8 protein-coding genes are annotated in these 14,622 nt (G+C 45.7%); all 8 read left to right on the top strand.

Annotated features, from left to right (window positions below):
* Position 1 precedes the first annotated feature (1 nt).
* The 8 genes from H6G03_RS23390 to H6G03_RS23355 all read left to right on the top strand — a co-directional run bounded on the left by H6G03_RS23390 (position 2) and on the right by H6G03_RS23355 (position 14,518).
* Positions 2 to 2,359, top strand: coding sequence for a response regulator (locus H6G03_RS23390; RefSeq protein ID WP_190469311.1), 2,358 nt, complete (start codon positions 2 to 4; stop codon positions 2,357 to 2,359).
* A gap of 71 nt (positions 2,360 to 2,430) precedes the next feature.
* Positions 2,431 to 3,081, top strand: coding sequence for a DUF3386 domain-containing protein (locus H6G03_RS23385; protein WP_190469309.1), 651 nt, complete (start codon positions 2,431 to 2,433; stop codon positions 3,079 to 3,081).
* A 257-nt stretch (positions 3,082 to 3,338) separates the two neighbouring features.
* A complete protein-coding gene (locus H6G03_RS23380; RefSeq protein WP_190469306.1) occupies positions 3,339 to 3,569 on the top strand; it encodes a NifU family protein in 231 nt (76 codons plus the stop codon).
* A 75-nt stretch (positions 3,570 to 3,644) separates the two neighbouring features.
* Entirely contained in the window at positions 3,645 to 5,912 is a 2,268-nt protein-coding gene (locus H6G03_RS23375) for a glycoside hydrolase (RefSeq protein WP_190469303.1), read from the top strand.
* A gap of 697 nt (positions 5,913 to 6,609) precedes the next feature.
* Positions 6,610 to 7,476 carry a Tab2/Atab2 family RNA-binding protein gene (locus tag H6G03_RS23370; RefSeq protein ID WP_190469300.1) on the top strand — a complete coding sequence of 289 codons (867 nt, stop codon included), beginning with the start codon at positions 6,610 to 6,612 and terminating at the stop codon, positions 7,474 to 7,476.
* A gap of 61 nt (positions 7,477 to 7,537) precedes the next feature.
* The gene (locus H6G03_RS23365; RefSeq protein WP_190469297.1) at positions 7,538 to 8,848 is read left to right on the top strand and encodes a TldD/PmbA family protein; all 1,311 of its coding nucleotides are present in this window, start codon (positions 7,538 to 7,540) and stop codon (positions 8,846 to 8,848) included.
* A gap of 122 nt (positions 8,849 to 8,970) precedes the next feature.
* Positions 8,971 to 11,622, top strand: a complete 2,652-nt coding sequence (locus H6G03_RS23360) for a chloride channel protein (protein ID WP_190469295.1) — start codon at positions 8,971 to 8,973, stop codon at positions 11,620 to 11,622.
* A gap of 514 nt (positions 11,623 to 12,136) precedes the next feature.
* Positions 12,137 to 14,518, top strand: a complete 2,382-nt coding sequence (locus tag H6G03_RS23355; protein ID WP_190469291.1) for a PAS domain S-box protein — start codon at positions 12,137 to 12,139, stop codon at positions 14,516 to 14,518.
* The last annotated feature ends 104 nt before the right edge of the window (positions 14,519 to 14,622 follow it).

Genomic DNA, 14,622 nt, shown 5'->3' with positions numbered 1-14,622 from the left:
AATGAGCATTTCTCAATTGCATATCCCAGCTAATATTTTAGTAGTTGACGATACCCCAGATAACCTACGCTTGTTGGGCGGCTTTTTGGGCGATCGCGGCTATCGCGTTAGACTGGCGCGAGATGGCAGCTTGGCTATCAAATCAGCCCAAGAAAACCCTCCGGATCTGATATTGCTTGACATTATGATGCCAAAACCGGATGGGTATGAAGTTTGCACCCAATTAAAAGCTGATGTAGCAACTAGCCACATCCCGATTATTTTTATCAGCGCGAAAGGGGAAGTATTCGATAAGGTGAAAGCTTTTTCTTTAGGTGGAGTTGATTACATCACCAAGCCTTTTGAATTAGAAGAAGTGCTGGCGCGAGTCGAGAATCAACTGAAAATCTGTAAACTGTCTCAGGATCTGGCAAGACAAAATGCTTTACTCCAAGAAGAGATTCGCGAACGGCGACAAATTGAAATTCAGTTGAGAAATAGCGAAAACCTCAAGCGATCGATTTTAAATTCAGCCCCTGTGGCAATTTGTTTGACCGATTTCAATGGATGTTTAGTAGAAGTCAATCCAGCCTACACCAAACTATTTGGATTTGAGCCAGCCGAACTGATTGGGAAACCATTTACTAACGTGCATTTTTCCCATTTGGATGCTGAGTCAAAGGCAACGATACTCCAACAATACCAAGAATTTATTAAAAATAACCAAAATTATCATCAAGCAGAATTCACAGTTTATCGTAAAGACGGAGCGGAAGTCATTGTTGATGTAACGCGAGGCATCTTCCAACGAGATGATGGAGAGTTTTTTGTCGTTGCTACAATTAAAGATATTACCGATCGCAAAAAAGTAGAAGAAACACTCCAAAAAGCTGTATTGGCAGCAGATGCAGCTAACCGCGCCAAGAGCGAATTTCTGGCTTCCATGAGCCACGAATTGCGTACTCCTCTTAATGCCATTCTCGGTTTCAGCCAGGTGCTGGCTCGCGATTATTCCCTCAAAAGCCAGCAACAAGAATACCTCCAAATTATTAATCGCTCTGGCGAACACCTTCTCTCTCTGATTAACGACATTCTCGAAATGTCCAAAATTGAAGCGGGTATAACCTCTTTGAATGAAAACTACTTTGACTTATTTAACCTGCTGGACAGCATAAAGGATATGTTTGGGTTGAAAGCTCAATCCCAGGGATTGCAGTTAATTTTTGATTGCGCTTCAGACATACCCAAATTAGTTAAAATTGATGAACGTAAGTTACGCCAAGTATTAATTAACATTTTAGGTAACGCAATCAAATTCACACAAAAAGGCTATGTAAGTTTGCGGGTGAAAATTAATCGCTCATCACGAACGACAACTGAAAACGAACAATCAACCAGTAACAAGGATCGACTTTATTTTGAAATAGAAGACTCTGGCCCAGGTATTGCCCCTGGCGAAATCGACAAGTTATTCGCACCATTTGAACAAACACAAATAGGTCGAAAATTTCAGCAAGGAACTGGATTGGGTTTACCGATTAGCCGCAAGTTCGTACAACTGATGGGAGGAGATATTAAAGTCATCAGTACTGTTGGTTTGGGAAGTATATTTGCATTTGAAATTCCCGTTACTATTCCCGATCTCTGTAATATTCCAAATACTGAAACTAAAGGTAAAGTAATTGGTTTAGCACCAGCACAACCGACTTATAGAATTTTGGTGGTTGATGATGTTGCAGAGAGCCGTCTTTTGCTGGTGACTCTCTTAACTTCAATAGGTTTTGCTGTCAAAGAAGCCGAAAATGGACAAGAGGCGATCGAACTCTGGAAGAGTTGGGAACCGCACCTGATTTGCATGGATATGCAAATGTCGGTGATGAATGGCTATGTAGCTACTCAAAAGATTAAAAGCACTGTTAAAGGTAAAGCCACTGCGATTATCGCCTTAACAGCCAGCGCCTTCGAGACAGAGCGAAAAATGATTTTAGATTGCGGGTGCGATGACTTTATTTGTAAGCCATTTAACCAAGAGCATTTGCTTGATAATATTGGCAATTTTTTAGGTGTAAAATATCTATATGAAGACGGATCAAATCCATCAAAACAAACAGCTTACGCTTCAAATAATTCGTTCACAAATTTTCAGTTAAACGCTGAAGATTTAAACGTATTACCAACAGAGTTGCTAAAACTAATAAATGAAGCCGCGCTTGGATGTGACGACAATAATATCTTGAAGTTAATCGAGCAAATTCCCCCAGAAAATGCCGAAATAGCCAGGGCTATTGCAGACCTAGCAAACAACTACCAGTTTGAGTTAATTCACAAATTGATTCAACAGCAGGCAGGATATAGTAGTTCCGATATCCAACTTTTTTGAGAAGTCTGCGAGATCTCCCAAAATTTTTGATTGCTATAAACTGGAAAGAGTATTCTTGCAAGGAGATTTCTGTGACTGTGCAAACGAGTGCTAGCGATTTATTTCGAGCCGCTTACGAAAACCGTTATACCTGGGACAGCAAGTTTCCCGGCTACAGTGCGGATGTCGAACTCAAGCAAGGTGATGAAGCTTACACTGCTAATATTCGCATTAATAGCGACCTCAGCGTTGAAGTCACGGGAGTAGAAGACGATGAAGTACAACAGAGCATCTACACCCAACTCAGAGATATAGTGACTCACCGCAAACGATCGTCTTTTGAGCAAGCGCATGGCAAGAATCAGTTTAGCGTAGGCGAGTCAGACTCGACAGGCGCGATCGAAATTCTCGTCAAAGGCGACGCAATGGGCTCGAACTACAAAATCAGAGGCACGGAAATTTGTCAAGTCAGCCGGGTAATGGGTAGATTAGCTTTCACCATCAACACCCATCAAAGCCTCGACACAAGCGAAGGCTACGTTTCCACCCGCTACGATGCTGTCTTTCGCAACGCTCAAACTGGTGAACTTGCCAAAGAACTCGAATTTGAGGATACCTACGAAAAAATTGGCGATTATTATATCATGACTCGTCAAGTCATTCATGCCAACGATAACGGCAAGCAAACGACCACAGAGTTCAATTTCTCTAACGTCAAACTCCTCTCACCGGCTGTTGTCTAGCTACTTATAGCTAGGGCGTCGGGGCTAGGGGCTAGGGAGTGGGGGAGTGGGGGAGTGGGGGAGTGGGGGAGTGGGGGAGCGATAGAATAAATGTTTTCCCTTTTCCCTCTTCCCTTTTTCCTCTTCCCTCTCCCTCTGTCTCCTCCCTAGCCCCTATCCCCTAGCTATATTTGTTAAATTTTTTATCCTTGAGTGGACTAGGATCGACATAGCTGCAACTCCAAGAAATATTCTGCAAGTAAAGGAGGTCTCAAACGATGGAACTCACAATTGAAAACGTCGAAACCGTTTTGGATGAATTGCGCCCTTACTTGATGTCGGATGGCGGCAATGTGGAAGTGGTCGAATTAGATGGCCCTGTCGTCAAACTGCGACTGCAAGGTGCTTGCGGTTCTTGCCCTAGTTCCACCATGACCCTGAGAATGGGCATTGAGCGCCGTCTGCGCGAAATGATCCCGGAAATTGCCGAAGTCGAACAGGTCATGTAATTTTCGATTTTAGATTTTGGATTAATAACCGATTATCCAAAATCTAAAATCTAAAATCTAAAATCTAAAATCCTTATGTCCCATCCCCTCTACATCGCTTTCATCTGGCATCAGCACCAACCGTTGTACAAGAGTCGCAGCAGGGAATTTCTGGCAGATCCCACGGAATTGGTGCCTAAAATGGGTGAATACCATTTGCCTTGGGTGCGTCTGCACGCTACTAAAGATTACCTGGATTTAGTATTGCTGCTGGAACGCTATCCCAAGCTGCATCAAACAGTGAACCTGGTTCCCTCTCTAATTCTGCAATTAGAAGAGTATATTGCTGGAAAGGCGATCGATCCTTACCTGGCAGTATCGCTTTTACCGACAGAAGAGCTGACCGAAGCACAGAAATTATTCATCATCGAGCATTTTTTTGATGCCAATCACCACACCCTCATCGATCCTAACCCTCGCTACGCCCAACTTTACGAACAACGACAGGAAAAAGGACGATCGTGGTGTCAAGAAAATTGGATTCCGCAAGACTACAGCGATTTATTAGCTTGGCACAATCTCGCTTGGATTGACCCTTTGTTTTGGGATGACCCGCAAATTGCACAATGGTTGAAAAAGGGGAAAGGTTTTAATTTAGGCGATCGCGAACAGATTTATGCTAAACAGCAAGAAATCATGCGCCGCATCGTTCCCCAACACCGTCAGATGCAAGCCGCCGGACAGTTAGAAGTTACCACCACGCCCTACACTCACCCCATCTTACCTTTGCTTGCCGATACAAATGCCGGACGAGTGGCGGTACCCAACATGAATTTACCCCAGCGTCGCTTCCAGTGGGAGGAAGATATTCCCAGGCATTTACAAAAAGCCTGGGATTTTTATCGAGAACGCTTCGGATGCGAACCTCGCGGATTGTGGCCTTCGGAACAAGCGGTTGGGCCAAAAATTTTGCCCTACGTTGCCAAGCAGGGATTTAAATGGCTAGTTTCCGATGAAGCGATATTGGGCAATAGCATCAAGCACTTTTTCCACCGCGATGGGTCTGGTAATGTGACGGAACCGGAGTTTCTTTACCGTCCCTATCGCTTGCAAACACCGGCTGGTGACTTGGCAATTGTGTTTCGCGACCACCGCTTGTCAGATTTGATCGGCTTTACCTACGGGTCGATGGAACCGAAAAAAGCGGCAACGGATCTGGTGGGCCATTTGGAAGCGATCGCCCGTTCTCTGAAATACTGTCAAGGTGGCGGTACAGCCTTGCAAAAACCCTGGCTGGTTACCATTGCCCTAGATGGCGAAAATTGCTGGGAACATTACCAACTAGACGGCAAACCATTCCTGGAATCACTTTATCAGACTTTAAACACGCACAAAGAACTGAAGCTGGTCACAGTATCGGAATTTATCGATCGATTCCCCCCCACCGAAACTATCCCCGCCGAAAAACTGCACACCGGTTCTTGGGTAGATGGTAATCTGACAACTTGGATCGGCGACCCAGCGAAAAATCGCGCTTGGGAACTCCTCACAGATGCGCGACAAACACTGGCAAATCATCCAGAAGCAACTGAAGAAAATAACCCCGAAGCTTGGGAAGCTTTGTTTGCAGCAGAAGGTTCCGACTGGTTTTGGTGGTTTGGCGAAGGACATTCCTCCAATCAAGATGCCATTTTCGACCAACTGTTCCGCGAACATTTAGCTGCTATCTATCAGGCGTTGAACTTACCAATTCCGGAGAATGTGCAGCGACCGGTAGAAGTTCACGAAGCGCGAGGCGACCACCGACCGGAAAGCTTTATTCATCCCATTATTGATGGTATCGGCGACGAACAAGATTGGGATAAAGCCGGTCGGATCGAAATTGGTGGTGCAAGGGGAACAATGCACCGCAGCAGTGCGATCCAGCGCATTTGGTACGGCGTCGATCACCTTAACTTCTATCTGCGGTTAGATTTTCAAAGTGGCATTCTACCCGGTAAAGGTTGTCCGCCAGAGTTGAATTTACTTTGGTACTATCCCGATCGCACTATGTCCACCAGTCCCATTCCCCTGCAAAATCTACCCCAGGAACCACCCCTCAATTACCTTTTCCGTCACCATTTGGGGATTAACTTACTGACTAATTCTGTCTTATTCCAAGAAGCTGGCGAACATTGGCAATGGCATTCCCGTCCCAGTCGCGCCCAAGTCGCCCTAGACCGTTGTTTGGAATTGGCAGTTCCTTGGGCAGATTTGCACGTTGAACCAGATTATCCCATCAGGCTGATCTTGGTTCTCTCGGAAGGAGATCGTTTCTCCAGTTATTTGCCGGAAAATGCGCTGATACCGATCGAAGTCCCGTAGACCGAAAAACATACTAACAATTTGTAGGATGGGTTACGTGCGGACGATTATTTCAAAACACAAAAAAATAGTTTGTTTCCCGCACTGTAACCCACCATCTAATAGATATCTCCAAAAATTCTTGTGGGGTAGGCATCCTGCCTGCCTTTGAGATCCTTTTCTGGAGATGTCTAATACTAAATCCGGGCAACGCTACCCCTTTTTACTCCCTTTCCGCTCAAAGAATATGTATTGCATTAGGGGGGAGCGGGAGAGTGGGGGAGAAAAGAACAACAAGTAACTTGCGATCGATAATCTTACGGCGGGAAGGGAGTAAACGAACCGAGAAGATCGAAGAAAACGAAGAAGGAAGAAAGAAGAAAGAAGAAAGAAGATAAAGGGAGTAATTAACCCGGATTTGGTATAACAATTTGTAGGCTGGTTTAGGTGCGGACGATTATTTCACAACACACAAAAATAGTTGATTTCCCGATAAGTAATACCGTTAGCGCGTACCCGTGCTTAACCCACCCTATAAATTGGGCGAGTGAGCCTCACAATACATATTTCGTTCTTTTTGTAAATTAATTTCTACTGGAATGGTGCTATAGATAAAGGGGAAATTTAGGAATTGTCTTACATCTATAGCAATTGAAATACAAATATTTATCCCGAATTAATCGTATGATTGAAAATGGCGAAATTCTAACTGTTTGACATGGGTACTATTTGGGAAATTGACTTTTATTCGCGTCCGATATTCGACGAGAACAAGAAAAAATTGTGGGAAGTGCTGATCTGCGAGAGTCCTTTGGATGTGAAAGACTCGTCTGAATCTGCGTTCCGGTTTGCGAAATTCTGTCCGAACGATCGGGTAAACTCGGTGTGGTTGCGGACGGCATTGGAGGAAGCGATCGCTCAATCCGGACAAACTCCCCAAAAAATCCGCTTCTTCCGCATCGCCATGAATAATATGATTACCAAAGCGTGCGAAGATTTGGGTATTGCAGCTTACCCCAGCCGCCGGACATTTAACATCAACCAGTGGCTTAACGAGCGGATGCAGGAAGTATATCCCCATTATCCCGGCTTTACACCAGTTGGCCCCAATCCTTCCGTACAAGTCCAAATTCAACCTCCCCAACCTTTACCCGATGCTTTAATCGGACAGCGGTGGGCGTTTGTGACTTTGGAAGCGTCAGCATTTGCGGAAATGAACGAATGGGAAATTGGCTTTAAGGAAGCTTTTCCTTTGCAGGCGCGGGGCGTAACTGCGGATACACCCATCCCTGGTATAATCTTCTTTTCGTCTAGAGCGATGCCTTTGTCTGCCTGGATATCGGGTTTGGAACTGGCGTGCATTAAATTTGACCCAGGTAAGCAAGCGAGATTGCTATTAGAAACAGGTGCGATCGATCGCTGGATTCTCGCTAATATCAAAGATGCCGCTACGGTTGCCGAAGCCAAAAAATTTGAGGAAGCCAAGCAGAAAGCACAAAACGTGCATTTTTTAGCAGTTCAGTCCGATCCTCAAGCAGAATCTTTTGCCGGTTTTTGGTTATTACAAGATCTCGATCTAGCGTAATTTTAGATTTAGGATTCTGGATTCAATCTAAAATTTAAAATCTAAAATCTAAAATCGTGTTATGGGTTCTGACAACTTGCAACCAAAGGCACTAGCAGAACAACTGCTGGAACTAGCAGCAAAATCGGGTGCAGAAGCAGCTGAAGTATATCAGTCGCGATCGCTATCGAAACCAGTCTTTTTTGAAGCAAATCGACTCAAACAACTCGAAAGCGCCCAAGCAGAGGGAACGGCACTGCGATTGTGGAAAGAAGGGCGTCCGGGATTGGCAGTTGCTTACGGGCCAGTGGAACCGAAAGCTTTGATAGAAAGAGCGATCGCCCTTTCCGATCTTAACGAACCCGAACCGATAGAACTGGTGGCGGACTCGATCGCAAGCTATCCGGATGAAGGAAAAGCAGTATCGGTAGATCGGTTAGTTGCTTGGGGAAAAGAAGCAATCGCCCTCATTCGAGATGCCTACCCAGAAGTGCTGGTCAGCGCCGAGTGGGAATGCGAAGTAGAAACCACCCGCTTGGTCAACTCCCACGGACTCGATCGCCAGCACTCGGATACTACCCTGAGTTGCTATCTAGGGGCAGAATGGGTGCGAGGCGATGATTTTTTGAGCGTATCAGACGGTCAAACCCAGCGCGATCGCCTCGATCCAGCTGCCTTGGCACAACAAATTTTACTGCGTCTGGATTGGGCGCAAGAGAACGTTGCGCCGCCGACTGGGAGAGTGCCGGTGTTATTCACCGCCAAAGCAGCCGATATGTTGTGGGGCACCGTGCAAGCAGCTTTAAACGGTAAAATGGTGGTCGAAGGAGCTTCGCCGTGGAGCGATCGCTTGAGCTGCAAAGTAATTGCCGATATCCTCACCCTCTCCCAACAACCAGATCGAGGGCCATTTAGTTGCCCCTTCGACGATGAAGGTACACCCACTCGTACTCTGACCTTTATTAGAAACGGTACTTTACAGCTTTTTTATGCCGACATCACCACCGGTCGGCGCTTAGGTAGCGGTACTACCGGGAATGCCATTCGTCCCGGACTGGGAAGCTACCCCACCCCCGGTTTGTTTAACTTGTCGATCGAACCCGGATCGGGGTCGATGTTGGATTTAATCGCCCAAATCGATGATGGATTGGTCGTAGATCAAATACTGGGAGGTGGGCCTGGAATTTCTGGCGACTTTTCCGTGAATGTGGATTTAGGTTATCGAGTACAGCAAGGAAAAATCGTCGGTCGAGTCAAAGATACAATGGTGGCCGGTAATGTCTACACTGCCCTCAAACAAATTCTCACACTGGGAGGCGATGCCGAGTGGAACGGGAATTGTTACACGCCGTCCCTAATTGTGGAAGGTTTATCGGTAACCGGAAGAATCTAATTTTAGATTTTAGATTTTAGATTTTAGATTGAAACGGCAAATGCCTTGAAAACCAGAAATTGTTGAATCCCAAAATCAACTTAATCATCCAAAATCCAAAATCCAAAATCCTTGCATCAACTATGTGGCATCCTACCATCCCAAAGCGCCTCCGCCAGATATTGCGCCCCAGACGTCGCCTTGCGATCGCAGAAGCTTGCCTGATCGGTTTAGTTGCCGCTTTGGCATCGGTGTTGCTTAAAGTTGGCGTAGGATGGTTGGGCACTTTGCGGGTGCAAATCTCTGCCAATTATCCGCCGTACTTGATACTTCCCGCGATCGGACTTTGTTTCGGTACAATTGCTGGATTGCTGGTAGAACGCCTCGCACCGGAAACTGCCGGGTCTGGGATTCCTCATGTCAAAGCGGCACTCGCGGGAGTACCGATGGATCTTTCTTGGCGGGTGGCAGCAGTTAAGTTACTCAGCAGTACGATCGCCATAGGTTCTGGGCTAACGGTGGGGCGGCAGGGGCCAACCGTACAGATCGGGGCAGCTTTAGCCGGACAACTCAGTCGCTGGGTTCCCACTTCCCCGGATCACCGCAAACAGATGATTGCCGCAGGTGCCGGTGCGGGTTTAGCGGCGGCTTTCAACGCACCGATCGCGGGTGTATTGTTTGTGGCGGAAGAACTTTTGCACGATGTTTCTGGCTTCACCCTGGGTACTGCCATCTTAGCTTCGTTTATCGGTGCGGTAGTTTCCCGAATATTGGGCGGTAGCAGTCTCAATCTCAATTCTTTCCAAAGTTCGGGGCCAGACCTCCATTCTACCGCCGTTCAAGTTAGTTTTTCGATGCCGGAAATTCCCTGCTATCTGATTTTGGGAGTTTTAGCGGGATTGCTGGCAGCAATATTTTGTCAGGGTATTTTTGTTAGTCTCAATTTCTACAAACGCACTCTGCGTATAAGTTTATCTTGGCGAATCGGATTGGCGGGATTAATTTCCGGTTTGGCGATCGCACTTTTGCCAGATGGCTTTCGGGATAACACGGGACTGCGAGAATTCCTCCTCAACGGTAACGCGACATGGCAGGTGGCGGCGATCGCTTTTACTGCTCAGTATATTTTGACTTTAATTGCCTTTGGGTCTGGCGCACCGGGAGGGCTGTTCGCGCCCTCTTTAATTTTGGGGTCTTCTTTGGGTTATCTGGTGGGATTGTTCGCCAGCCATTTTTGGGGATTGGGTACGCCGATTACTTATGCTTTGGCAGGAATGGGGGCATTTTTCAGTGCGGTTTCCAAAGTGCCGATTACGGCAATTGTAATTGTGTTTGAAATGACAACCAATTTCGACTTGGTTTTACCGTTGATGATTGCTTCTGTTACTTCTTATCTAGTTGCAGAAGCGATCGCACCCAGATCGCTGTACGATCGTCTGCTGGAGTGGAATGGCATAAATTTGGCCACAGAAACCCCCAAGGGCGGAATTCTCACTGAGTTGAAAGCCCGCAACGTGATGCAGCAACGGGTGGAAACTCTCAGCAGTCAAATGACGCTGGATGAAGCCGTACAAGCTTTTTCCCGCTCTCATCATCGCGGCTTTCCGGTGGTGGATGATGGCAAGTTGGTCGGTATCGTCACCCAAACTGATTTGGTGAAAATTGACCAACTTCAGTTACCTGGGGATGCGCTGCTGTCGAAAATTATGACGCCGCAACCTGTGACGGTTGGGCCCAAGGCTTCTTTGGCAGATGTGCTTTATCTGCTCAATCGCTATCAATTGAGTCGGTTGCCGGTAATTGAGGGTCGCAAGCTGATCGGCATTATCACTCGCGCTGATATTATTCGCGCTGAGGTAGACCAGATTGAAGGGAAAGGTGTAGGTTCTGGGCCAGAAGTATCTTATGTAGCTTATCAAACGCGATCGCCTGCTGTGGGGAAGGGGCGTTTGTTGGTGCCTTTATCTAATCCCCAAACTGCACCAAGTCTGTTGCGATTGGCAGCTGCGATCGCTCGCGATCGAGATTATGAGTTAGAGTGCTTGCAAGTGACGATCGCGCCGCGCCACATTTCCCCGTCGGAAGCACCTGTGCGAACTGCCAAAAGTCGTCGTTTGCTGCGTCAGGCGGAAAATTTGGGACGCCAGTTGGGGTTGCCGGTTCACACTCAGGTGCGAGTTGCCCACGATGTCGCTCAAGCGATATTGGAAACTATTAAAAATGAGCATATAGATTTGATTGTCATGGGGTGGAATGCAGCTCCGCCTACCGCCGGTCGCATCTTTGGCAGCGTTGTGGATACGATCGTTCGGCAAGCTGCTTGCGATGTGGTGCTGGTGAAGTTGGGCGAGTCGTCTTTTGTCACCGGTCAGCTGTCATCGGTAACACCAACAAATGACAAGTTCCGCAAGTGGTTGCTGCCAATGGCGGGTGGCCCAAACGCCCAAGCAGCTGTGGAACTGTTACCTTCCCTATGTACGGTATCGGATAAGTGTGAAATCAGGCTGACGCAAATTTTTTTGCCGTCTAAGACTCAACGCAATACCAGGAAACTGGAACAAGCCGCTCAGTTTCTCCATCGCAAGGTTGGCTGTATTTGCGTTGCTGCACCTGTTTGTGCCAATTCTGTGCCAGAAGCGGTGATCGATTTGGCCGAAAAGGAGAAATGCGATGCGATCGTGTTGGGCGCGAGTCGGGAGGGGATGTTGCAGCAGGCGATTAAAGGGAACATTCCGGAGGCGATCGCTCGCGGTTCCGATTGTACTGTCATTTTAGTCCGGGGTGCGATCGCCTAACGTTATTCAAAATCAACTTTCTTTGACAATTTATTCTCTAAATTAGTTACTTTTTGTACAGTTGTGTGATGATAAAACATAAACATAAAAAGGCTCTCCTCTACTTAGGCCGCAAAATCCGGTTTTAGGAGCATAGGGGATGGACAACGGAGCAATAAGAAATCCCTCATACGCCAAGTATTTGAGCCAATTTATGAGTTTTATTTATCCCTTTAACTATGAGGAGAACAGCTAATTATATAATTGAGGCTGGTTATGGCTAGCAAATAGTAGGTAGTAGGGTAAAAGAGAATTATCCCTCGACCCTCTACCCTCTGTGCCCCAACTTTAACAGGTCGTAAAGTTTCTTACTTAAGTTCCTTATAAGTAAGTCATAATTAATACCTTGTTTCGCTCATACATCTAACTTTTTTACCCTTTTGCCCCTCTGCTCCAGGCTGTCTCTCTATCTGCTATCTTTGAACGCAACTTGGTATAAGGTCGGCTTAGAAGTCATATCTCTGTAGACGAGGCTATGGACACCACAAAAACAGAAACAGATTGGGATCGAAATTTTTATGAGTGTCTTCCTTGTATGAGCTTCATTCTGGACTCGGCAGCAGTAATTTTACTGGTCAATCAGTTTGCCGCTTCTCGTCTGGGCTATACTCCTGAAGAGTTACAAAAAAAATCTATTTTCAATTTTGTTTATGGGGAAGATAGAGAGCAACTAAATTTAGAGTTTACTACCTTTGTTAATGTGGAGGTACAAAGGGTTAAGCCGCTATCGGTTGCTAGTTGGGAATGTCGTCTTGTTTGCCAAGACGGTAGTATTTTAGCAGTTAAAATCAGCGGTCGCACAGTAACGGGAAAAACATCCAATGAATCGATCGTTATTGTGTGTGAAGAAATTCCTCGACAAGCAGAAGAAACATTATCAAAAGAAATGTGTAAAATTCAAAAACAATTAATTAAGTATCATTCTATTTTTGAAGAGAATTTGGCGGAAAATACTGCCAATTTAATGAGGATAAGTCGCGAAATTAAACACAATATAGCGGCGCGTCGGCAGACAGAAATATCTTTACGGAAAAGCAAGTTATTTTACCGTTCTATAGTAGAAAAGCAAACGGAAACGATCGGGTGCTTTTCAGATTTAGGCATCATTTATTTCGTAAATATTGCGTATAGCCGTTACTTTGGTATGAGCCGAAAAAAGCTGATAGGAAGCCACTTTTTAGCTTTTGTTCCTGATGAAGATAAGCAGAAAATTAAACATCATATTGGTTGTTTGAACTATGATAAGCCAACTGGAACGATCGAACATCGGGTGATGCTGCCCAATGGGGAAATTCGCTGGCAAGAGCGGAGCGATCGCGCCATTTTCGATCGCGATAAAAAAATCATCGGTTTCCAGTCAGTAGGTCGGGATATTACGGAACGCAAAATTGCAGAAGCGGCATTAAGAGAGAGCCAAGAAAAGTACCGAGTAATTTTTGATATATTTCCCATCGGTATTTCTCTAACCGATCGAACGGGTAAAACGATCGAATATAATCAGGCATACGAAAAGATTTTAGGTACATCCAATGAAAATCTTAATAGGCAGTTAATTGATGCTGACAATTGGCAAATTCTGAAGAAAGATGGCACAAAAATATTGCTAAAAGAATTGGCCTTTAGCCAATTGCAAGAAAATCAAACTCCCGCAGCCGTAGAAAGTTGTGTTTTAAGAAACCAAAATGAAGCCACTTGGATCAGCTTTAAGTTTGCTCCTATTCCACTAGAGAATTATGGGGTAGCCATCGCGTATATTGATATTACAGAACAGAAGCAGACAGCAGAAGAGAGAGAAAAAACCCTTTCTTTGTTGCGGGCAACACTTGAATCAACAGCTGATGGAATTATCGCTTTTAGTTTGAAAAAAAAGCTTGTATGTCTGAATCAGAAATTTATCCAAATGTGGCAAATTACTGATGCCATTATAGCAGGGCATAACGATGAAGAATATTTAGATTTTATTATAGATAGGCTGAAAAATCCAGAAACGATGACTAAAAGAATTAGAGAATTGAGTAACCAATCCGAAGTCAAAGGTTATGACATTCTAGAATTAAAGAACGGGAAAATTTTTGAACACTATACTCAGCCGCAACTAATTGGAGAAAAAATCGTCGGTAGGGTGTGGAGTTTTCGCGATATTACTTATCAAGAAAGAGCAAAAGAAGCGCTGTGGCAGCAAGCGGAAGCAGAAAGGCTGCTTGGTAGGATGGCAGAGCGTATTCGCAGGTCTTTGCGTTTCGACGAAATTCTCAAGACAACGGCGACAGAAGTACGACAGTTTCTCGCAACAGATCGGGTAATTATATATCGCTTCCACCCAGATTGGAGCGGTGTTGTAGTTGTAGAAGCTGTGGGTGCAGAATGGACGCCAATCCTCAATACCACGATCGCAGATCCCTGCTTTGGAGAAAGTATGGTGCGACTTTATCAAAAGGGTCGCACTCGTGCGATCGCAGATATCAACGCTGCTAATTTAATGCCGTGTCACTTTAATTTACTGGCCCAATTTCAAGTCAGAGCGAACTTGGTCGTTCCCATTCTCCAAGGCGAACAGTTATGGGGATTGCTCATTGCCCATCACTGTAGCAATCCCAGAGAATGGCAGCCATTAGAAATCGATCTGCTCAAGCAATTGGCCACTCAGGTGGGGATTGCGATTCAGCAAGCAGAACTCTATCAACAACTAGAAACGGCAAATCAAACATTGCTGCGCCTCGCTTCGCTGGATGGTTTGACTCAGCTGGCAAATCGCCGCCGATTCGATGAATACTTGGCGCAAGAATGGCGGCGTCTCTGCCGCGATCGTCTGCCCTTATCGCTGATTATGTGCGATGTCGATTATTTCAAATTATAAGTAGTCGGACAAAAGTAATCGACACTGTATGAACTTTTGTTAAGGCACTTGCAGGAGTGCCTTCGCACAGCGTGCCGTAGGCATATCGTGCATCGGCACAATTA

Origin of the sequence: Aerosakkonema funiforme FACHB-1375, from assembly GCF_014696265.1 — a bacterium.
Classification (GTDB): domain Bacteria; phylum Cyanobacteriota; class Cyanobacteriia; order Cyanobacteriales; family Aerosakkonemataceae; genus Aerosakkonema; species Aerosakkonema funiforme_A.
This window is presented reverse-complemented; position numbering and strand designations above follow the sequence as displayed.